15 protein-coding genes and 1 pseudogene are annotated in these 21,992 nt (G+C 71.3%); 8 read left to right on the top strand and 8 right to left on the bottom strand.

What is annotated here, in order from left to right; translation table 11 throughout:
* Window positions 1-4 precede the first annotated feature (4 nt).
* The 3 genes from ACFYNU_RS36805 to ACFYNU_RS36795 are packed head-to-tail and all read right to left on the bottom strand — an operon-like array spanning window position 5 to window position 4,194.
* Window positions 5-1,390 carry a carboxyl transferase domain-containing protein gene (locus tag ACFYNU_RS36805; RefSeq protein ID WP_356585397.1) on the bottom strand — a complete coding sequence of 462 codons (1,386 nt, stop codon included), beginning with the start codon at window positions 1,388-1,390 and terminating at the stop codon, window positions 5-7.
* Window positions 1,383-2,828 (bottom strand): acyl-CoA synthetase, encoded by a 1,446-nt coding sequence (locus ACFYNU_RS36800; RefSeq protein ID WP_356585396.1) that lies wholly within the window; start codon window positions 2,826-2,828, stop codon window positions 1,383-1,385. The genes ACFYNU_RS36805 and ACFYNU_RS36800 overlap by 8 nt, the downstream gene beginning before the upstream one ends.
* A gap of 52 nt (window positions 2,829-2,880) precedes the next feature.
* Complete coding sequence (locus ACFYNU_RS36795) at window positions 2,881-4,194, bottom strand: SLC13 family permease (protein WP_356585395.1); 1,314 nt, start codon at window positions 4,192-4,194, stop codon at window positions 2,881-2,883.
* Window positions 4,195-4,365: 171 nt separating this feature from the next.
* Between ACFYNU_RS36795 and ACFYNU_RS36790 the strand changes: the two genes are divergently transcribed.
* The 4 genes from ACFYNU_RS36790 to ACFYNU_RS36775 all read left to right on the top strand — a co-directional run bounded on the left by ACFYNU_RS36790 (window position 4,366) and on the right by ACFYNU_RS36775 (window position 7,757).
* On the top strand, window positions 4,366-5,073 hold the full coding sequence (locus ACFYNU_RS36790; RefSeq protein WP_356585394.1) for a FadR/GntR family transcriptional regulator: 708 nt from the start codon (window positions 4,366-4,368) through the stop codon (window positions 5,071-5,073).
* Between the two features lie 362 nt (window positions 5,074-5,435).
* Window positions 5,436-6,077, top strand: coding sequence for a histidine phosphatase family protein (locus ACFYNU_RS36785; RefSeq protein ID WP_356585420.1), 642 nt, complete (start codon window positions 5,436-5,438; stop codon window positions 6,075-6,077).
* 213 nt (window positions 6,078-6,290) lie between these two features.
* Window positions 6,291-6,890 carry a hypothetical protein gene (locus ACFYNU_RS36780; protein ID WP_356585393.1) on the top strand — a complete coding sequence of 200 codons (600 nt, stop codon included), beginning with the start codon at window positions 6,291-6,293 and terminating at the stop codon, window positions 6,888-6,890.
* Window positions 6,891-6,989: 99 nt separating this feature from the next.
* Window positions 6,990-7,757, top strand: a complete 768-nt coding sequence (locus tag ACFYNU_RS36775) for a fibronectin type III domain-containing protein (protein WP_356585392.1) — start codon at window positions 6,990-6,992, stop codon at window positions 7,755-7,757.
* A 15-nt stretch (window positions 7,758-7,772) separates the two neighbouring features.
* Here the strand turns inward: ACFYNU_RS36775 and ACFYNU_RS36770 are convergent, their stop codons facing one another.
* On the bottom strand, window positions 7,773-8,927 hold the full coding sequence (locus ACFYNU_RS36770; RefSeq protein WP_356585391.1) for an acyl-CoA desaturase: 1,155 nt from the start codon (window positions 8,925-8,927) through the stop codon (window positions 7,773-7,775).
* A gap of 437 nt (window positions 8,928-9,364) precedes the next feature.
* On the opposite strand from ACFYNU_RS36770, the gene ACFYNU_RS36765 reads away from it, so the two are divergent.
* The 4 genes from ACFYNU_RS36765 (at window position 9,365) to paaI (ending at window position 13,857) form a co-directional block, all read left to right on the top strand.
* Window positions 9,365-10,138 carry a TetR family transcriptional regulator gene (locus tag ACFYNU_RS36765; protein ID WP_356585390.1) on the top strand — a complete coding sequence of 258 codons (774 nt, stop codon included), beginning with the start codon at window positions 9,365-9,367 and terminating at the stop codon, window positions 10,136-10,138.
* A gap of 10 nt (window positions 10,139-10,148) precedes the next feature.
* Window positions 10,149-11,750 (top strand): MDR family MFS transporter, encoded by a 1,602-nt coding sequence (locus ACFYNU_RS36760; protein ID WP_356585389.1) that lies wholly within the window; start codon window positions 10,149-10,151, stop codon window positions 11,748-11,750.
* 199 nt (window positions 11,751-11,949) lie between these two features.
* Entirely contained in the window at window positions 11,950-13,326 is a 1,377-nt protein-coding gene (locus ACFYNU_RS36755) for a cytochrome P450 (protein ID WP_356585388.1), read from the top strand.
* 117 nt (window positions 13,327-13,443) lie between these two features.
* Window positions 13,444-13,857, top strand: coding sequence for a hydroxyphenylacetyl-CoA thioesterase PaaI (gene paaI, locus ACFYNU_RS36750; RefSeq protein WP_356585387.1), 414 nt, complete (start codon window positions 13,444-13,446; stop codon window positions 13,855-13,857).
* A gap of 50 nt (window positions 13,858-13,907) precedes the next feature.
* Here paaI and ACFYNU_RS36745 read toward each other — a convergent pair whose 3' ends face one another.
* The 4 genes and pseudogenes from ACFYNU_RS36745 to ACFYNU_RS36730 form a co-directional block, all read right to left on the bottom strand.
* Window positions 13,908-17,369, bottom strand: a complete 3,462-nt coding sequence (locus ACFYNU_RS36745) for a phosphodiester glycosidase family protein (protein WP_356585386.1) — start codon at window positions 17,367-17,369, stop codon at window positions 13,908-13,910.
* Between the two features lie 394 nt (window positions 17,370-17,763).
* Window positions 17,764-19,368 (bottom strand): annotated as a pseudogene (locus ACFYNU_RS36740) (SpoIIE family protein phosphatase); the annotation flags it as partial.
* Window positions 19,369-19,653: 285 nt separating this feature from the next.
* Window positions 19,654-20,346, bottom strand: coding sequence for a TetR family transcriptional regulator (locus tag ACFYNU_RS36735; RefSeq protein ID WP_356585385.1), 693 nt, complete (start codon window positions 20,344-20,346; stop codon window positions 19,654-19,656).
* A complete protein-coding gene (locus ACFYNU_RS36730; RefSeq protein ID WP_356585384.1) occupies window positions 20,343-21,821 on the bottom strand; it encodes an MFS transporter in 1,479 nt (492 codons plus the stop codon). The genes ACFYNU_RS36735 and ACFYNU_RS36730 overlap by 4 nt, the downstream gene beginning before the upstream one ends.
* Between the last annotated feature and the right edge of the window lie 171 nt (window positions 21,822-21,992).

Here is a 21,992-nt window from a genome sequence, read left to right as displayed (position 1 = left end):
GACCTCAGGTGCGGCTCTGTGGCACGATGCCGCGGATCACCCCCAGCGACAGCAGGTCCTGGGGGCGCAGCCTGAGTTGGGCGGCCGTCGTGCGAGTCTCCTCGGGGGGCCGTTTGAGAATCGCCGTGGCCGGTTCGGGTGCGATGACGGAGAAGTAACTGTCGGGTGTGGCCCAGGTGTTGTCCGGCGCCGCCAGTGCCAGCGCCCCGCCGGAGCCGCCCTCGCCGATCAGCAGACTGGTGACGGGCACCCGGGCGGTCGCGACGGCGGCGAACAGGTCCGCGATGGCGGCTCCCGCGCCGGCGCGTTCCGCGTCGGCGTCGTTGGCGGCGCCGGGGGTGTCGACGAGCGTGAGGACGGGCAGTCCCAACCGGTCGGCGAGACGGATCAGTCTGGCCGCGGCGCGGTAGCCGGCCGGGAGGGTCGCGGTGCCGCACTGGGCGGCGTAGGCGACCGTACGGCCGTCGTGTACGCCGAATCCGCACAGGATACCGGGGTCGGTGCCGCCGCACCGGTCGCCGTTGACGGCCCGGCGGCTGGTGAAGTACGCGTCCAGATAGGCCTCGGCGCGCGGTCGTTGAGGGGCGCGGGCCAGGACCACCGCGTCCCAGCCGGTGGCGGGCGGCTCGGTGCGGCCGAGTGCGGCGGGCGGGTCCGCGGGTGCGACGGAGGCGCCACCGGCGCCGCCCGTCAGGAGCGTCAGCCAGTGACCGACGGTCTCGCGCAGCGCCTCGGGCCGTACCACCGCGTCGATATGACCGGCCGTCAGCTGAGCCTCGGCGGTGTACGCGTACGGGTCGGCGTCCGGCGGCCGTACCCGTGAGCCGGCGAAGCCGATCTGGGCGCCCGGCAGGGCCAGGACCACATCGGCGCCCGCCCCGAGTGTGGCCCAGCCGCCACCGGTCGTCGGGTCGCGCACCACCGCGAGCTGGGGCAGTCCGGCCGCCCGGGTGAGGGCGGACTGCCGTGCCACGCGCTGGAGTTGGAGCAGCGCGCGCATGCCTTCCTGCATCCGGCTGCCACCGGTCGCGATCAGCGAGACGACGGGCAGCCGCCGGCTCCGGGCATGGGTGTACGCGGCCTCCAGCCGGTCTCCGGTGCGCTCACCCAGCGATCCGCCGAGGAAGCCGAACTCGAAGGAGATCAGCACCACTTCGGTGGCGCCGACACGCGCCGTGCCGCAGACGACGGACTCGTCCTCGCCGGTGCGCCGGGCCGCGCGGGCCCGGGCCTCGTCGTAACCCGGCCAGCCCAGCGGGCCGTCCGGGGCGGCGGTGTCCTTCGGCGCGGACAGTTCCGCGGGCAGTTCGGTGAAGGCGGCGGGAGCGCCGGCGGGGGTCGCGCCGGTGAGGGCGGCGATCGCCCGCCGGGCGCTCATCCGCTCAGCCATGGAGTGACCGCTTCATGATCTTGCCCATGTCGTTGCGGGGCAGCGCGTCCAGATACCGCACGGTGCGGGGCCGCTTGTGCGAGGCCAGCTGGGCGCCGACGTGGGCGGCCAACTCCTCGGCGGACGGCGGCGCGTCGGCCTGTGCGGGGACGATCCAGGCGACGATCCGCTCCCCCAGGTCCTCGTCGGGCTCGCCGGTGACGGCCGCCTCGCGTACGCCGGGGTGCTCCAGCAGCACGTTCTCGATCTCACCGGCGCCGATCTTGTAGCCGCCGCTCTTGATGAGGTCGGTGGCCTTGCGGCCGACGATACGGACATAGCCGTCGGGGTCGCGGACCGCCATGTCGCCCGTACGGAACCAGCCGTCGTCGAAGGCGGCCTCCGTCGCGTCGGGGCGGTTCAGATACTCGGTGAAGAGGTTCGGGCCGCGCAGCTGGATCTCGCCGACGGTCTCGGAGTCGTACGTGGTGATCGGGGCGCCCGTCTCGTCGACCAGCCGCAGTTCGACCCCGGCCAGCGGCAGGCCGACGGTGCCGGCGCGCGCTTCGCCGTCCGCGCGCACACTGGTGTTCATCAGGGTCTCGGTCATCCCGTAGCGCTCGACGACGCGGCGTCCGGTGGCCGCCGCGATGCGCTCGTGGTCACGCACGGGCAGCGCGGCCGATCCCGACACCAGCAGGCGGGCGCCGGTGAGGGCTTTCGCGAGTGCGGGATCGTCGGCGAGCGCCTCGGCGATGCGGTGGTACATCGTCGGTACGCCGAAGAGCATCGTGGCTCCCGAGGACAGCTCGCGCGCCACCCCGTCCGTGCCGAACCTGCCGAGGTGGCGCACCGAGCCGCCGCGGCGCAGCGGGCCGAGGATGCCGAGGATCAGGCCGTGGACATGGAAGAGGGGCAGGGCGTGGACGAGGACGTCGTCCTCGGTCCACTGCCAGGCGTCCTGAAGGGCGTCCAGGGTGGCGGTGACGGCGCGGCGCGGCAGGACGACGCCCTTGGGGGGCCCGGTGGTGCCGGAGGTGTAGACGATCAGCGCGGGCGCCTCCAGGGACGGTTCGCCGGGCAGTGGCGCGGTGTCCGGGAGGATGTCCGGGATGTCGGTGTCCAGGCGGGTCAACCCGGCGAGGGCCGGGGGCAGTTCGGCGCCGCGTTCGGCGAGGACGAGGGAGGGCGAGCTGTCCGTGACGATGTGCGTCAGCTCCCGCTCGCCCGTCTTGGGGTTGACCGGCACCACGGGCACCCCCGCCAGCAGCGCGGCCACCACGCCCACCGCCGTACCGAGGGTGGGCGTGGCCCAGACGGCGACCCGTGGCGCGCCGGCGATCCTGGCGGCCAGGGCGCCCGCCACCGTGGCCAGTTCGGCGTGGCTCAGTGTCCGGTCGCCGAATTGGAGGGCGGGCCGGGCGGCACGCGCGGCGAGGGCCGGGAAGAGAGGGGACACGCGTCGTTCTCCTTGCTGTCGACGAGTCTGACCGGTCGTCCGGGTGAGTGGATCATCCGAAGCCTGGCACCACCATCACGAGCCATACGGCGGCGGGTACGACCGCCACCACGATGCCTCCGTACACCATCAACTGCCGGAAGAAACGCTCCCGGTCGACATCGGGCGCGGCGGCCAGCACCAGGGCGCCGTTGGTGGAGAAGGGGCTGACGTCCACGACGGTCGCCGAGACGGCGAGCGCGGCGATCATGCCGACCGCCCCGATCTCACCCTGGGCGAGGAAGGGCACGGCGAGCGGAATGAGCGCGCCCATGATGCCGACGGAGGAGGCGAACGCGGAGATGATGGCGGCGATGTAGCAGAGCAGTACGGCGGCGAGCAGGGGGACTCCGATGTCGCCGACGGCGTTGCCCGCGTACTCGATGGTGCCCATCTCCTCCAGGACACCGACGTAGGTGAGGACACCGCAGATGAGGAGCACGGTCGGCCAGGCGACCTCGCTGACGGCCTTGCGGCTGGCGTCCGGCCAGAAGGCGCTGAGGATGACGGCGAGCGTGATGGCGGAGAGCCCGGCGTCGAGGTCGAACACGAGGACGGCGACGACGAGTGCGGCGAGGGCGGTGAGCGTGGCGGTACGGGCGGGCGTGAGGTGCCTGGCGTCGGCGGCCAGTTCTCCGGCGTCGCCCCCCTTCGTCCCGTCGCCGCCCTTCGTCCCGTCGTTCCCCTTCGTCCCGTCGTCTCCCTCGGTGGCGAGGTCACGGCCCTTCAGCTTCAGACCGCCGAACAGGACGAACACGATGGCCGCGATGATCAGGTTGACGACGAGCGAGGCGAAGAACAGGACGAGTTCGTTGCCCGGCAGATTCTCGCGCTCGACCACCCCGTTGACGATCGAGCCGTAGATGCTGATCGGTGAGAAGCCGCCGGCCTGGGCACCGTGCACGACGAGCGCGCCCATCAGCAGCGGGCTGATGCCGTAACGCGCGGCGAAACTCAGGGCGATGGGCGCGACGATGGCGACGGCCGCCGGGCTGACCGCGCCGATCGCGGTCAGCGCGCCGGTGATCGCGAACATCACCCAGGGAATCAGCGCTATCCGGCCGCGTACGAGGCGGATGGCGGCGTGCACCAGCCAGTCGGTGGTGCCGTTGGCGCGTGCGATGGCGAAGAGGTACGTGACCCCGACGAGCACCACGAACAGGTCGCCGGGGAATCCGGCGAAGATACCGTCCGCGTCCAGGTCGGCGACGAGTTCGCCGACCCCGAAGGCGGCGGCGAAGGCGAGCGCGCCCATGTTGATCGAGCGGGTCGTGGCGATCACGAAGACGACCACGAGTACAAGGATCGAGATCAGTTCGGCGGACATCGGGGGCTCCCGTCCCTGGGTCCCGTGGATAACTGGCCAAACGGTATTGGCCAAGTGGCTGGACCACTTTGAACACCGGCCCAGCGGGGCGTCAAGGGATTCGACAGGAATTGGCTCAGCCACTTGACCGCCCGGTGTTAGGCTGCGAACGACCAGTTATGGGGGGTTCGTGTGTCCGACGCACTGCGGCCGATGGCCCGGCCACGACTGTACGAACAGGTCCTCGACAGGCTCCGCGACCATGTGGCGGAGGGCGGTCTGCGGGCCGGCGACCGACTGCCGCCCGAGCGTGAACTCGCCGGTCGCCTCGGCGTCAGCCGGGCGTCCGTGAAGCAGGCGATCGTCGTCCTCGAAGTGCAGGGACTGGTCGAGGTGCGGCACGGCGGTGGCACCTATCTCGTCCGCGACAGCCTCGACGCCGAACCGGTCGAACGGCTCGTGGAGCGCAAGCGCCGACTGCCCGATGTGCTCGAAGCGCGCGAGGCGTTGGAGACCAAACTCGCCGAACTGGCCGCCGAGCGGCGCACACCGGAGGATCTGGCCGCGATGCGGGCGGCGCTCGACCACATGGCCGACGAGATCGAGGCGGGCGACCACGGCGTCGAGGGCGACCGGCTCTTCCACGCGGCGGTGACGGCCGCGGCCCACAGCGGTCTGCTGGCGGAATTCATGCGGTCCATCGCTGAGCAGATCACCGAGAGCCGTAACGAGTCGCTGCGCCAGCCGGGCCGCCCCCAGCGCTCGTTGACCCAGCACCGCGCGATCCTCGAAGCGATCGAGGCCCGGCGCGGCAAGGTGGCGGCGACGGCGATGCGCCGCCATGTGCGGACGGTGGCGAAGGTGCGCCTGCTGGACTGGGATCCGGGGGACGACGTCTGAGCCGTACGCGGCGCGGGCCCCTGGCATGAAAGGAGCCCCGGCTGGTTCGGGGGATGGACCAGCCGGGGCCGTTCAGTGTGGTCGCGGAGTCGTCACTTTCCCCTCCGCGACCACATGTAGATGAACGCTCAACCACAGCGGAGTGTTCCCCGTGCGCCGGTGGAGCCCCTGTGAGCCGCGCCACGGGCGCCGGCGCCGCGCACCGGCCCGCACCTGCCCGCGCCGGGCGCGCCCCCCGGGCGCACGGAGCGCCGCGTGATGGGATCGTGGATCCGGACCGGCCGGAGACGCGGGCCCCGGCGCACGCCGGCCCGCACGCCTTCGAGACTCAGAGCCTCAGCACGAACGAACGGATAGCACCCATGGGCGAGTTGATCCTCATCAGACACGGCGAGACCGAGTGGTCGCTGTCCGGACAGCACACCAGCCACACGGATCTGCCGCTGACCGCCCACGGTGAGAACCAGGCCCGCGCGCTGGTCCCCCTGCTGGCCGACCGCCAGATCGCACTCACCCTGGTCAGCCCGCTGGCGCGGGCCCGGCGCACCGCCGAACTCGCCGGACTGCGCTCCACCCGCATCTCCCCCGACCTGCACGAATGGAACTACGGCGGATACGAGGGCGTGACCACCGAGGAGATCCGGCGCACCCGCCCGGACTGGAATCTCTGGACGGACGGGACCACGCCGGGCCCCGGCGAGCACCTGGGCGAGAGCCCGTCCGACGTCAGCGACCGGGCGGACCGCGTACTCGCCGAGGTCCGCGCCGCCGCAGAACGCTCGGGCGACGAGGACATCGCCCTGGTGGCCCACTCCCACTTCCTGCGGGTGCTCACCGCGCGCTATCTGGGACTCACCGCGGCCGAGGGCGCCCTGTTCCAGCTGGCGACCGGCACGGTGTCCAGGCTCGGCACCGAGCACGGGAACCCGGTCATCACCGCATGGAATCTGGCGCTCCCCGACAGCCTGTTGCGTACGGTCCAGGACCTGCCGCACAGCGCCTGAGGACCGATCGCACGCACAACACTTGTTCACGTACATGGCCCCGCCGGGCGCATATGACCGGCGGGGCATTCACGTATACCCCCTTTACGAGGAATGCCCGTTCATGGATTTGAACCTCATGAAGTTCTGCTGAATCTCTTGTTGCTTGACGTGGACACTTCTACTCTGATGCGACTCCAGCGCCACGCCCCCACCGAATCGGAGAAGTGAGACGTGCCCGGAATCAAGCGCACCGTCACTGTTCTCAGCGCCGCCGCGGCGATGACGCTGACGGCGCCGCACGCGTACGCGGAAGTCGAACCCGGAGGGTGGACCTCCACGTCGCCCTCCTTCACCGTCCAGGAGAGGGGCTGCGGCCAGGTCGACAACCTGACCTTCACACTCACCTGCTCCACCGGCAGCGGTGACCAGCGCGCCGAGCGGCGTTACGCCACCTACACCGGAGGTACCCGCCAGTTCGAGGGCTACTTCCGGATCGCGAGCATGGGCGGCACCCGTATCAGCCTCAAGCAGACGTTCAACGAATCGGCCTCCGGACCGTTCTTCATGCTGGCCGGTGAGCGCGGCGGACGGCTGTACGCGGTGCACGGCGGCACCACCCTGTCCAACGCGGGCACGGTCGGCGCCACGGTCCGGGTGAACACCGTCCACCAGGTCGGCAGCGAGCACCGTACCTACATCAACGGCTCGCTCAAGCACAGCTACGCCAGCCCCGGCGGCAGCTTCTACGACAAGTTCGGCGCGTACCGCACGGACAGCGGCAGCGGGCCGGCCAACGTGGTGTGGAGCGGCGTCAAGTTCTGGCGCAAGTAAGGCGGTCGAGGCTCACACAGACCCGGTGACCGCGTGGGACGGGTACGAGAGCCGCGCGGTCACCGCACACCCCCCCCCACAGCCCGGAAGGACGGCCCCGTGCCCCATCGCCCACGGCTCCGCGCCGCGACCGCAGCGGTCCTGGCCCTCTGCGCGTCGGCGGCCTGCTCCTCCGCACCGCCGGACGGACCGGCCGAGAAGCCGGAGAGCACGGCGCGGCTCGCGGCCACGCTCGACTCACCCGTCGACGTCACCCTTCGCTGGCGGGCCGACGAGCCCCGAGCGGCGGGCCGGACGGTGGAGTTCGCGACCGAGAAGGCGGGACCGTACACGGTGCTGGAGTTCGTACCGCCGGGCCGTACGACGTACCGGCACCCGGATCTGATGCCCGAGACACCCTTCTACTACCGGCTGCGCTCCTACTTCGGCCCGGCGTCCGCACCGGTCGAGGTGGCACTGCCGCCCGGTGAGCCGTCGGAGAGCGAACTCGCGGACAACCAGGAGTGGATGACCCCGCGCACCCTCAAAGGACCGAAGGTCCGGACCGCGCGCCTCACCCCCCGCGACACGGTCGAGGCGAACGCGGCGGCCACCCCGACGGACCTCACAACAACCGTCAAGCACGCCACGGGTATCCACTTCACCTGGACGGACCGCGCCGCCGACGAGGACGGCCATCTGCTGGAAGTGCGACAGGCCGGCAGCGAGGGCTACCGGCCTGTGGCACTGCTGGATCCGGACATCAACTCGTTCGGACTGATCACGCTGCCCGAGGAGAAGCGGGCGTCGTACCGCGTACGCGCCTTCGTCTACGGCGAGCAGTCCAACGTCGTCCATCTGACGACGGGTTCGGACCCGACGGCGTGAGCGAGGGCGCGGGTCCTACGCGTCGGCCTTGACGTCGATCGTCGTGTCGACCTTCACATCCGCCACGTCCACCACGTCCGGCGCCTTCGCCCTGATCGGGGCGCCCGCGTCGTGCAGGCTCCGCAGGGCCTGGCTGTACGAGGTGATCAGGCCGGTCTCCAGATAGCTGACGCCCAGTTCCTCGCAGTGCTGGCGGACGATCGGCTGCGCCTCGCGCAGTTGCGGCGACGGCATGTTCGGGAAGAGGTGGTGCTCGATCTGGTAGTTGAGTCCGCCGAGCGCGACGTCGATGAACCAGCCGCCGCGCACATTGCGCGAGGTGAGCACCTGACGGCGCAGGAAGTCCGGCCGGTCGTCGCCGCTGAGGGTGGGCATTCCCTTGTGGTTGGGCGCGAAGATCGAGCCCAGGTAGAGACCGAACAGGCACTGGTGGACGGCGAGGAAGGCGATGGCCTTGCCGGGCGGCAGCACGACGAACAGCGCGCCGAGGTAGAGCGCGAAGTGCGTGAAGAGCAGGATGCCCTCCGAAGTCCGCTGCTTCAGCGAGCGGTTGGCCAGCGCGCGCACACCGGCGACATGGAGGTTGAAGCCCTCAAGCGTGAGGAGCGGGAAGAACAGGAAGGCCTGCGAACGGCCGATGAGGCGCGGAAGTCCCTTGGCGGCCCTGGCCTGCCCCTGTGTCCAGACGAGGATGTCGGGGACGACGTCCGGGTCCAGCTCCTCGTGGTTCGGGTTGGCGTGGTGCCTGGAGTGCTTGTCCTGCCACCAGCCGTACCCCATGCCGATGGCCAGGTTTCCGGCGATCTTGCCGGCCCGGACACTGGCCTTGCGCAGCCGGAACACCTGACGGTGGCCCACATCGTGGGCGAGGAGCGCGACTTGACCGAAGACCACGGCGAGGAAGCCGGCGACGGCGAGCGTCCACCAGCTGTCGCCGACGAGCGCGAAGGCGACCCAGCCGGCGGCGAACAGGCCGGTGACGATGGAGACCCGCAGGGCGTAGTACCAGGGCCGCCGGCGCATCAGCCCGGCCGCGATGATCTTCTTGGAGAGCCGGGCGAAGTCGCTGCCCGTCTCCCTGCACGCCTGATCCGCGGCCTCACCCGCGAAATCGGCGCCTGGTTCCAGTACCGCGGAACCCTCCACGGTACTGACGGTGTTGACTGACATGCGGCCACGCCTTTCGAATGTGTCACGACCGTGTGCCGGTGTATGACGGCTCGGCAGGCAGGGTGGCTGGTGAGGAACACAAGCCCAGGGGGACGTCGCTGCCGGTCGTGGACGGGTGGGCAACTGCGGCAGACAGCGCGATCGCTGCATGCGGTCGGACGTGGTCCACTCCGGTGCGCGACAACTGGGTATGGCCGCTACGAATGCCGCTGACATCCTCACCGAGGACCAGTGCTGCTGCCCACCTCATGGGACAGCGGGAAATCAGGGGCTGGGGCCTCCTGATGAACAGTGTAGCCTGCGCGCCAATTGTGCTACTTACACTGCGCAGACAAGTGGTCGCAAACGGTTTGTGAACTGCGTGAATGCATTTCTCACGCGTTATTCGACGACGCCGGCCAAAGGTAATTTTGCAGGAGTCTGCACATTTGCATACCATGCAATGTGTGACGAACAAGGGTGCCGGAGCGGGTCTCCGCGAACGCAAGAAACAGGCCACGCGAGCGGCTCTGAGCGAAGCGGCCGTACGGCTCGCCGCCGAGCACGGCGCGGAGAACGTCACCGTCGAAGCCATCAGCAACGCGGCCGGTGTCTCCCCGCGGACGTTCTTCAACTACTTCGACACCCACGACGACGTGTTCGTCATGACGGACCCCGATGTCGGGGAGCGCGTCCGGCGTGCGATCCGGGACGCCCCCGCCGAGCTGTCCCCCCTCGACGCGGTACGCGAAGCGATGGCCGAGGAACTGGCCGGTGTCGAGCGGCAGCACGAGGTGTGGAGCCTGCGCGCCAAGGTCCTCCAGAAATCCCCGCATCTGCTCGCCCGGGGCCTCGGTCTGCACATGGCGGAGGAACGGGACATGGCGCGGACCATCGCGCGCCGGATCGATCCGGACGGCACCAAGGCTTCCGACGGTCCCGGCGCCTCGGGGTCTCCCGGCGCTTCCGACGGCGGTACGGGGAGCGACCGTGCCGGCTCGACCGGCGCCGACCGCTGCGAGGACTCCGACATCGAGCTGTACCCACGCCTGCTCGCCGCCGTCGCGGGCACGGCCGCGCGCGTCGCCATCGAGCACTGGTACGCGCACTCGCCGCCGCGGGCGTTCCCCGAGATCTTCCGGGACGTCTTCACCCACTTGTCCGCCGGGCTGCCTCTGCCGCCCGCCCAGACCGACGACCGTCCTTCCGGCGGTCGGACCACGGAATCGTAAGAAGGCCACCTTGACCGCAACAGAGGCGTCCGACCAGGCGCCCACCTCCATGAACAACCGACAGATACTCCAGGCCATGTCGGGCCTTATGGCCGGCATGTTCGTCGCCATCCTGGCGGGCACCGTGGTGGCCAACGCGCTGCCGCGCATCATCGCCGACCTGGGCGGCAGCCAGTCCGCGTACACCTGGGTCGTCACGTCCGAACTGCTCGCGATGACCGCGACGGTGCCCCTGTGGGGCAAGCTCTCCGACCTCTACAACAAGAAGCTGCTGCTCCAGCTCTCGCTCGGCATGTTCGTCGTCGGGTCCCTGCTGGCCGGATTCTCGCAGGGCATCGAACTGCTCATCTTCAGCCGGGTGATGCAGGGCATCGGCGCCGGTGGTCTCACCGCGCTCGCGCAGGTCGTGATGGCCGCCGTGATCCCGCCGCGCAGGCTCGGCAAGTACGCCGGCATCTTCGGCGCGGTGTTCGCCGTCGGCACCGTCGCCGGACCGCTGGTCGGTGGCGTCATGGTCGACACGTCGTGGCTCGGCTGGCGCTGGTGCTTCTTCATCGGTGTCCCCTTCGCGCTGCTCGCGATCGCGCTGCTCCAGCGCACGCTGCATCTGCCCACCGTCCGCCGGGACGTGAAGATCGACTACCTGGGCGCGTTCCTGATCGTCGCCGGTGTCTCCGCGATCCTCATCTGGACGTCGCTGGCGGGCAACCAGTTCGACTGGGCGTCCTGGCAGACGGCCGCGCTGACCGGCGGTGGTGTGCTGCTGCTCGTCGCCGCGGTCTATGTCGAGGCGCGGGTGCCGGAACCGATCATCCCGCTCGACATCTTCCGCAACCGCACCGTCACACTGACCACGATCGCGAGCCTGCTGGTCGGTGTCGCGATGTTCGGCGGCACCGTCTTCCTCTCGCAGTACTTCCAGATCGCCCTCGGCAAGTCGCCCACCGTGGCGGGGCTGATGGGCCTGCCGATGATTCTGGGTCTGCTCGTGGCGTCCACCATCGCGGGCCAGATCATCAGCGCCACCGGCAAGTGGAAGATCTATCTGATCGCGGGCGCGGTCATCATGACCGTCGGTCTGGCGCTGCTGGCGACCATCGACGCCAACACCGGTTTCGGACTGCTCAGCCTCTACATGGCCATTCTCGGTATCGGAGTCGGTCTGCTGATGCAGAACCTGGTCCTCGCGGCCCAGAACGACGTCCCCGCCTCCGAGTTGGGCGCCGCCACCTCCGTGCTGTCGTTCTTCCGCAGCATGGGCGGCACGATCGGCACCAGTGTGCTCGGCGCGATCCTGGCCAACCGGGTGGCCTCGGAGATGGCCAAGAGCCTGGGCACCGAGGGCGGGGCGGCCGGCGGGTCCAGCCATTCCGTGCCGGACGTGTCGAAGCTGCCGACGGCGATGCGGGAGATCGTGGAGCACGCCTACGGTGTGGCGACCGCGGAACTGTTCCTGGTGGCCACCCCGTTCGCCGCGCTCGCGCTGCTGGCCGTGGTGTTCATCAAGGAGAAGCCGCTCAAGACGACCAGCGGCATGGAACGGCTCGCCGAGGAGGCCAAGCAGACCGTGGCGGACGGCGACAAGCCGTCGTCGCCGACGCCGGTGAGCTGAGCCGACGGCACGCGGAACTGTTCGAGGGCGGTCGTCGCCCCCGCCGCCCCCGGGCGGCGGGCGACGGCCGCCCTCGCGCCAATTCGGCCCGTGGTCGGGAGATCACGGGCCGAATGTCGTCTGGCGCCCGCCGCGCGGGGCGGGTTGGCTGATGACCGTACGCGCACCAGTACGCCGCCCTCAGCGCCAAGGACTTCAGATGACCACGGGTACGTCTTCCCCGACCGGCCGGGCCGCGCCGGCGCCCGGCCCCTCCGCCACCCCGGTGCCCGGCCCCCGGCAACTGCCCCTGATCGGCAATCTGCCCGCCTTCTCGCGCGACCCGCTCGGCTTCTTCGCCAAGCTGCGCGGCCACGGCGATGTCGTCTCCTGGCGGCTCGGCCCGCAGCGCGCGCTGTTCCTGTCGCGGCCGGAGCACATCGGCGAACTGCTCGCCGGGGTCGAGACGCAGTACCGCCACCCCGAACTCGGCTGGGCCTTCAAGCTGGTGCTCGGCGAGGGCGTCGTCACCTCGGAGGGCGCCGCGTGGCGCCGCAAGCGCGCCCTCGTACAGCCGGTGGTGCGACCCCGCCAGGTCCGCGCCTACGCGGACACCATGACGGACTGCGCTTCCTCGCTCGCCGAGACCTGGCAGCCGGGTCAGCACATCGACGTACGGCGGGAGATGCTGGGCCTGACGCAGCGCATCGCCGTACGGACCCTGTTCGGCACGGACACGGCGGGCCGCGAGGACATGATCGGCCCGGCCATGGATGTCGCGCAGGCGGCCATCGGCGCCGAGTTCCGGGGGCTCACACTGTTCCTGCCGCCGTGGATCCCGACGCCCGGACGGCAGCGGCTGAAGAAGGCCGTCGCCGTCATCGACGCCGAGGTGAACCGGGTGACGGAGGAACGGCACCGCAACGGCGCGGACCGTGACGACCTCCTCAGCCGGCTGCTCGCCGCCCGCGACGAACAGGGCGACCGGCTGACCGACAAGGAGATCCGCGACGAGGCCGTCACGCTCTACATCGGCGGCCACGAGACGACGGGGACGACGCTGACCTGGGCCTGGTATCTGCTCTCGCGCAACCCGGAGGCGCGGCGGCGTCTCGCGGACGAGCTGACCACCGTGCTGGACGGCCGTACGCCCGGCTTCGACGACTTCAAAGAGCTGCGCTGGACGGAACAGATCATCAGGGAGACGCTGCGGCTCTACCCTCCCGTGTGGCTGATAACGGGTATCGCCAAGGACGGCTCGACGCTGGGCGGCCGGCCGGTGGCGAAGGACACGGTGCTGTGGGCGAGCCAGTGGAGCGCGCAGCGCGACGAGCGCTGGTTCCCCGAGCCCGACGCGTTCCGCCCCGAACGCTGGGACGAGGACGCGCGCCCGGTCCCGGACCACGCGTGGTTCCCGTTCGGCGGGGGCGCCCGCGCCTGTCTGGGCGCCCGCTTCGCCACGGTGGAGGCGGTCCTCGTCCTGGCGACGCTCGCGCAGCGTTTCCATCTGGACCTGGCCCCGCGCGAGATCCCCCCGAGGACGGGCCTCACGCTCCAGCCGGGAGCCCCGGTACGGGCGACGCTGCGGAGCGCGTGAGTCCGCGCCGTGAGTCCGCGCCGTGGGCGCGGGCCGGGCGCGGGGCCGCGTCCCGGCCGGTTCGCGGTCGGTTCGCGGTCGCGCTGCGGCCGGGGGCCGGTGGATACCATCGGGCCCATGAACAGTGCGGGTGAGAGCCTCGGCGGTGGATCCGGGCGGGACTACTTCGCCGGTGACCCGACCTCGCGGAGCCTGGGGATCGCGCTCGTGGACACCGGTCCCGGCTGGGCCACCCTGCGGATGAGCGTGCGGGCCGACATGGTGAACGGGCACGGGACAGCACACGGCGGCTATCTCTTCCTCCTCGCCGACAGCGCCTTCGCGTGCGCCTGCAACAGCCACGGCCCCGTGACGGTCGCGGTGGGCGCCGACATCGACTTCGTACGTCCCGCGCACGAGGGCGACGTCCTGACCGCGACCGCGCGGGAGCGGACCCGGCTCGGGCGTGGCGGCGTCTACGACGTCACGATCACGCGCGGGGACGACGTGCTGGCCGAGTTCCGGGGGCGCAGCCGAGCCCTCAGGACCTGACGAGGGGCCCGCACCCGGCGACGCGGTGCGGGCCCCTCGTCGTGCCGTACCTACGCGGCGATCCGGATCTCCGCCCGCTCCGTGACCCCGTTGACCGTCACCGCGAGGGTGGCCGAGCCCCGCCGCAGCGCCGTCAGCGTCCCGGTCGCCGGGTCGAACGCCGCCACGTCGCGACGGTTCGCCCGGTCCGGGTCACCGATGTGCACGTTCGGCGAGCCCGTCCAGTCCGCGCTCATCGGGAAGCCGACCGGCACCTTCCTGGCGCCCTGGGTGACGGTCGCCGTGACCGGCGCCTCGTCCCCGGGCGCCAGCGCTGCGGGCGCGTCGAGCGCCAGCGCGTCGGTGTGCGCACGCGTCTGTACGGAGACCCAGTCGGGCCCGCCCTCCCACGGCTCGCGCCGGGCCTCGGACTGCTCGCTCCTGGAGACCTTGTCGACGCCGACGAGCGACCAGCCGGTGAAACCGCCCTCGTCGGCCGGGGCCGCCGGGTTCTTCCCGGAGTTGCCGTTGATGAGATACGGGACGCCGTCGACGCGCGAGGCGTCGAAGACCCCGACGTGGCTGCCGATGAATCCGGCGCCCTTGCCGCTCGTACGGCGGAAGTCGGCGAGCCAGTTCTCCAGCAGCGCCGCCTCTTTGCGGTCTCCGAGCCGGCTGCCCTGCTGCACGGTCGGGTCGCGCGGCGGTACGTGCTCGATGACCATCACCGAGCTGATCCGCGGATCGTCGGCCGCCGCGTCCAACTGGGCGCGCAGGGCCTTGATCTGGGCGAAGCCGCCGCCCCGCAGGGAGAGACTGGAGGTGTCAAGGGTGACGAACCGCGTCCCGCCGTGGTCGAACACCCGCTGCGCGGGGCCGAATTCGGCGACGAAGTTGTCGATCTTCCCGCCCATCACCTCGTGGTTGCCCGGGACGTAGTACCAGGGCAGCTCGTCCCCCAGCTCCTCGGTGAGCACCCGCCGTGCGAAGGCGAGGTCCGCGGGCGAACCCTCGTCCACCAGGTCGCCGTTGACGACGAGGAAATCGGGTTTCGCCGCCTTGATCTCCCGCAGGGTGCGCCGTGCCTGCTGGACGATCGCGCTGTCCGGTTCGCGGGCCACGAACTGCGCGTCCGACATCACGGCGAACTGCCAGTCCCGGCCCTCGGTCTCGGCGGCCGGATCGATCAACGGGTCGGCGGCGGGCCGCTGTTCGGGCAGGGCGACGGTGGGCGGCACCTGCGCCGTCAGCCCGTCGACGACGATCTCGCCGGTGTACTGCTTGTCGGCGGCGGTCTCCGCCAGATAGAAGCGGAACACCGACAGCGGCATCGCGGCCCCCTGCGGCACCGCGAACGTCACCTGCCGCCAGCCGGTCCAGGTCACGTACGGCCCTCGCAGCAACTGGTCCGACCCTGCGGCGTCCTTGAGATGCAGCGTCGGCCAGGCACCCTTCCCGTCGCCCTTGATCCACAGCTTGAAGGACTGCGGCTGGCCGGGCACGGGAATCTGCTGCGGCGGGCTCGCGTACGCGGCGCGGGTCGCCGTGGAGAGTCCGAAGTCGTAGGTCAGCGTCAGGCCGGTGCCGGTCTGGCCGTCGGGCGTCGCCGCGACCGAACCGGCGGCGCGGGCGTGGCTGAACTTCCAGGCCGCGGCGTCGTCGAAGGCCGAGACCTGCTGCTCCTCAAGTCCCACGCTCACCGCGAGGGCGGTGGTGACGCCGTCGACGGTCGCGGTGATCCGGCCGGCTCCCGCGCCCGTCCTGGAGCTGACGGTGAAGGAGCCCTTGCCGTCGTCTGTGACGGCGAACAGGGCACGGTCGTAGGTGAGTTGCACGTCGCGCGGCTCCACCGGCGCGGAGGCGCCGTGCGCGTCGAGACCGACGATGCCGAAGGTGCCGGTCGCCTCGCCGTCGGCGAGGCCGACGCGGGTGGTGGTCGCCCGGATCCGGGCGAGGTCGTCGAGGACCGTCAACTCGATGGATCCGTCCGCGCGTCCGCGTTCCGCGCGCACCTCGGTGGTGCCGCTACGGCGTGCGGTGAACACCCCCTCGTCGCTCACCCGGCCGACCGAGGACCGTTCGGTGCGCCAGCGCGGGTCGCCCTGCGCGGGGCCGTACGTCTCGTCGTAACCGGCCGCCGTGAGCGCGCGGGTCAGTCCGGGGAAGACGCGTTCGGGGTGGCCGCCCTGGACGGGGTCGTCACCGGGCGCGGCTCCGGCGGGCGTACGGGTCTCGACCCAGAAGCCGTCGAGGCGTCCGCTGCCGTCGGGCGCGGTGAGGGCGAGGCCGTTGGGCACGGTGCGTTCGCTGCCGTCGGAGGGGGCGTTCTCCACCTGGAGGGCGTCGCTGCCGGGCTCCCGGGCGACGAGCGTCGAGGAGCCGCCGCCGTCGAGGTTGAGCGCGTTGTACGCGCCGGCTCCCTTCATCATCACCGCGAGTTCGGTGAGGGTGACACCACCGCTGTCGGCCTGCCGGCCGTCGACGGTGACCACCTGCATCTCGCTGCCGTCCTTGGAGAATCCGACGGCGGTGCGGGGGGCGGCGGTGTTGTTGCCCTGGCCCTCGTGGTTCTGCGCGACACCGTCGACGACGAGCAGCTCCCGCCCGCCGACCGCCGTACGCGGCAGCGGCCCGCCGTTGGTGCGCGGGCTGTACTCCATGGCCACCGGGTCGCCGGGGCGCAGCGCCCCGAGCTGTACGGCGCCGGCCTCCCGGCCGACCAGGACGGTGGTGCCGGGCTCGATCGGACCGGCACCGGGCTTGTCGGTGACGGTGACGACCTTGCCGTCGCGTACGACCACCTCGGCGACGGGCGCCGCCGTGTCCACGGTGAGCGCGCGATTGGCCTGGCCCCACGCGGAGTTGTACGCGCCGATGCCGCCCGCGGGCACGTTCGCGGCGTTGTACGCGGCCAGCGGCCACGGTCCGGCGGGCAGCGTCAGGGTGCCGTCGAAGTACAGCTCCAGAACCCGTCCGGCGTTCCCGGGGCCGATACCTACGGCCCGGTTGGCGCCGGCGGCGGGCGACTGGGTGAGGGCGCCGTCCTTGAGGCCGGCTCCCTGCGGCGCGCCGGTCTCGTTGATGTCGAAGAAGTCGGCGTTGATGGCGGCGACGGTGCGCCGGCCCTTGCCGGGGTCGTGGCCGGCTGCCAGTTCGGAGACACTGCGCCGGTCGGCGACCTTGCCCGAGGAGAGGTAGTCGGCCCGGACACCGCCGCCGTCGAGGTCGACCGAGAGCGCGTCGACGCGCAGCCACTTGTCGGATTCGAGACGGTCGTACGAGGTGAGGCTGACCCCCGGCGCGACGGGCCGGGAGCCGCGCGCGGTCTCGATGCCGTCGCCGTCCACGACGGATCTGGGGGTGCCCTCCGGTCTGCTGGCCGGCGGTGGCGCGACGGGGCGCAGCACCTCGGCGGCGTTGCGCGGACGGGGGTCGGGCGTGGAGTCGGCGACGGACGGGGTGATGGCTCCCGTTGTCAGTGCGGTGACCGCCGCGAGCAGCACGACGGACCGGCGGGCAATGCCTGGGCCCACAAGTTCTCCTGTAGTACGGGGGGTTGGCGCCGATGGAAAGCGCTGTCAGCCGCCCAGCATCGCCGTGTGTGCCCCGGTTCGCCAGGGGTTCGGGGACACGTCGGGGGGAACAGGGGGCACCGTGGAAGTGACGTGGGATGTCCGCCGAAGTGGGGGCGGGCACCCATCGCCACGGCTGATGATGCGTCAGACAGGCGCGAGGGGCGCTCAGATCCGGCGAGGGCGCGTCACGTGTCGCGCCCGACGGTCCGGGAGGTGTGTCGGTGTCCGACGGTCCGAGAGGTGTGTCGGTGTCCGACGGTCCGAGAGGTACTTCGGTGCCCGACAGTCGTGGAGGTGTGTCGGGACCCGTCTGTCACATGGTGCGGGGCTCGCCGTGTCACACGGCGCGCGGTGCGGGATCCCTGCCCATGAGCAGCAGGGCCATGTCGTCGCCGCCGCCGTGCTCCCCCACCAGGTCGGCGAGACTGTCGGCCAGTCGCTGGATGTCCTCGGGGCCGTCCGTCACGGCCCGCCCCAGCCGGTCCAGTCCCTCGTCGAGCGTGGCTCCCGGCCGCTCCACCAGCCCGTCGGTGTAGATGAGCAGGGTCTCGCCGGGGGCGAGGGTCGCCCGGGTGACCGGGTAGTCGGTACCGCCGCGCCGGTCGGCCCCGTGCGGGATGCCGAGCGGCAGTCCGCCCTCGGTGTCGAGGGTGACGCAGGTGCCGTCGACGCGGCGCACCATCGGTTCGAGATGTCCGGCCCGGACGATCTGGAGTATCCCTGTCGACAGGTCGACCTCCGCGTACGTACAGGTGGCGAAGCGTTCGGTGTCCAGTTCGTGGAGGAAGGTGGAGGCGCGCGCCATGGCAGTGGCGGGCGAGTGCCCCTCGGAGACGTACGCCCACAGCGCTATCCGCAGCTGCCCCATCACGGCGGCGGCGTCCGTGTCATGCCCCTGGACGTCCCCGATCATCAGGCCGACCCGGCCGCCGGGCAGCGGGATCACGTCGTACCAGTCGCCGCCGATGTCGCGTTCCGCCCTGGCCGCGCGGTAGCGCACGGCGATGCGGGCGCCGGAGACCTCGGGGATACGGTGCGGCAGCATGGCCCGCTGAAGGCTCTCGGCGAGATCGTGCTCCTGCTCGAAGAGCATCGCGCGCTGGAGGCTCTGGGCGATGCTGCTGCTGAGTGTGACCAGAAGGTTGCGTTCCTCGCCGGTGAAGCCGCCGTGGCGGGAGTAGAGCAGGCCGAGGGCGCCGATGGTCCTGCCCTGGACGATCAGCGGCAGATAGGCGCCGGACGCCACGGGGAGCTGTTCGATGTGCTCCCAGAGCGGCGGGAAGCAGCGCCGGAACTCCTCGCGTGAGGTGATGTAGCGGGGCCGTACCGTACGGACGACCTCGCTCATCGGGAACGGCGCGTCGATCCGCGTGTACTGGAGCTCCGGGACGTACAGACCCAGCCGCCCCTCGGTGACCGTGTGGACGCGTCCGTTCTCCACGACACCGAGCATCACGCTCACCGCCCCGAGGTTGCTGAGCGCCTCGGTGTCCTTGAGCGCGTCCGTGACGTCCTCGACGGTCGTCGCGCGAGCCAGCAGGGCGGTGACCCGGCGGACCATGCTGGTCAGCCGGCGACGGGTCTCGACCAGTTCGGTGCGCAGGGCCGCGTCGTCCAGCTCACGGGCGGCGTCGCGCACGATGCCGATGACCCGGTACGGGTGGCCCGCCGTGTCTCGCACGAGACGGCCCTGGGTGTGGAGCCAGCGGCGGGATCCGTCGCGGCAGCGGATCCGGAAGTAGGCGCCGTAGATGTCCTTGCCGTTCTCCAGTGCCCGCCGGATCAGCGTCTCCATGCGCTCCAGTTCCTCGGCCGGCACCCGGTTCGCGACCGACATATGGCCGTCGTACTCGTCGGGGCGCAGGTCGAACACGTCGAGTGCGGCGGGATCGAGATGCATGTGCTCGCGGGGCAGATCGATGTCGAAGCTGCCCACGCGGTTGTACGCGAGGGTCACGTCGGCGCCGGCGGGCCAGTCCGGATCGGCCGCGTACGGATCGGACGAGCCGGAGGGAGCTGCCGAGTCCGACGGGCCGGAGGGATCTGGCGGGTCCGACGGATCCGGAGAAGGAGGGCCGGGCGGCGGGTCGACACTCACGGGCCCCTCTTCCCAGTCGCGGGCACGGCAGGTCGTTTGTTCGCACCTTCTGGTGTCAATTGTGTGCCCGGCACCGGTACGGACCGCAAGCGGGCGGTATGGGCCGGTACGAAATCGTACGAGCCCCGGCGCTTTTGCGCGCGCTCAGTAACCGGTGATCAGCCGCTGGAGCGCGGGCGCGTAGAGGTCCGCCAGCTGCTCGGGGGTGGCGCGCTCCCCGGCGCCCGGGCGGTGCAGGCTGAGCGTGGCGCCGAGGCCGAGGAGCTGGCCGGTGATCAGCTCGGCCCTCAGCTCGCGCCGCTCCCCGTCGATGAGCGCGGCGAGCCGGGCGGTGACCTGCTCGCGGAAACGCTCGCGCAGCAGGGTCCGCTCGTCCATGTTGCCGAGGGAGAAGACGACGCGCAGGAGGGGATCGGAGTGGTTCTCGCGCCGTAGCCGGACCATGGTCAGCACGAGGTGTCTGCCGAGGTCGGCGGGCGGCGCGGCGAAGAGCCGGTCGGCGGCGGGGCCGAAGTCGGCGACGGTGTTGAAGAGCCGTTCCTTGGTACCGAAGCGTTTGACGATGAGCGAGGCGCTGACGCCCGCGTCGGCGGCGATGCCCCGCATGGTCACCTCGGCGTACGGACGCTGGGTGAACGCGCGGCGCGCGGCGCGCAGGATCGCGAGCCGGCCGGTACCGGGGTCCGCGCCACCGTCCTCGGCGGGATCCACACCCCTGCCGGCGCCCGGCTCCGCACCCGAACCCGCCTCCGGCTCCGGCCTCGCGCCCGCATGTCCGCCGGATTCGCCGCGCGGATCCTCCGTCCTGTCGGCCGCGTGCCGCCCGGTCGTCGTCATGCGCCCTCCTCGGCGAACGTACGGCTTGCCTGCTGCTCCCTGCCGACGGTACCCGCCTCGGCCGACACCGCACGGCCCGGCAGACACAGGGTGACCGCCAGGGCGAGCAGGGCCGCGCCGGCTGCGATGAGGAAGACCAGCAGATAGGCGTGGAGGGTGGGTGCGGTACGGCCGCCGGCCTGGAAGGTGATGTTGGCGAGTACGGCGGCGACCACCGCGCTGCAGAAGGCCTGCCCCACGGACCGCATCAAGGTGTTGAGGCCGTTGGCCGCGCCGGTCTCGCCCGCCGGGACCGCGCGCATGACGAGCGCGGGCAGGGCGGAGTAGGCGATGGCGGTACCCGCCGCGACGACGGTCGCACCGCCGATGATCGGCCACAGGCTGTGACTGGTGAAGAAGCGCACCACGTATCCGACGGCCATCACCGCCGCGGCCAGCGCGAGTGCCGTCCTGGGTCCGTACTTCGCGGAGATCCTGGCCGACACCGGGGAGAGCGCCACCATCGCGAGACCACCGGGCAGCAGACACAGTCCGCCGACGACGATCGAGGCCCCGAGGCCGTAGCCGGTGCTCGTGGGCTCCTGGACCATCTGCGCGGTGACCAGGGAGTTGGCGTAGAAGGCGAAGCCGATGAGAAGGGCGGCGATGTTCGTCAGCAGCACGGCGGGGCGCGCGGACACCCGCAGGTCGACCATGGGGGACGTGGTGCGCAGCTCGTACGCGCCCCAGAGCAGCCCGACGACAAGGGCGGCGACGAGCAGTCCGACGGTACGCACGGAGGTCCAGCCCCAGTCCGCGCCCTGGGTGACGGCGAGCAGCAGGCTGACGAGGGTGGCGGAGAGGCCGAGCGTGCCGATGGCGTCGAACCGGCCCCGGGAGCGGAGCGGGGACTCGGGGACACAGCACAGGACGAGGACGATGTCGACCAGCCCCAGCACGGCCGACGCCCAGAACATGGTGTGCCAGTCGAAGTTCTGCACGACGAGGGCGGCGACCGGGAGCCCGACGGCGGCGCCGATCCCGAGGGTCGAGCTCATGAGGGCGACGGAGGACAGGAGCCGCGCGGGCGGGAGTTCGTCGCGCATGATGCTGATGCCGAGCGGTACGACGGCGAGCGCCGCGCCCTGGAGGGCCCGCCCGGCGATCAGCACACCGATGTGGGAGCTGACGGCGCACAGGACCGACCCGGCGACGAGCACACCGAGCGAGGCGATGAGGACCCTGCGCTTGCCGTACATGTCGCCGACGCGGCCGAGTACCGGTGTGAAGACGGCGCCGGTCAGCAGCGTGATCGTGACGAGCCAGCTGGCCGCCGCCGGTGTGCTGCCCGTCAGGGCGGGGACGTGCGGCAGCAGGGGGACGACGAGCGTCTGCATGACGGCGACCACGACACCGCAGAAGGCCAGTACGGCGACGAGGAAGCGGCGGCGCTGCCCTTCGACGGGCTCCGGCTTCGATATCTCTCCTGCGGGCATCTGCTCTCCGGACACAAAGGGGGGGTGCACAAGCGTTCACCCTGAGGGTAAACACCCGTGCACCCCTTTGTCACATGGAGTTCGCTCACCGATTGGACCAATTTCGTTACCGAGTGTGAGTTTGCGCGTTGAACGTGCGTGAAGGCCGCGCATCCCGCGGCTGGGCTCGAA

Origin of the sequence: Streptomyces sp. NPDC006643 (genome assembly GCF_042870175.1) — a bacterium.
Taxonomy (GTDB): Bacteria; Actinomycetota; Actinomycetes; order Streptomycetales; family Streptomycetaceae; genus Streptomyces.
This window is presented reverse-complemented; position numbering and strand designations above follow the sequence as displayed.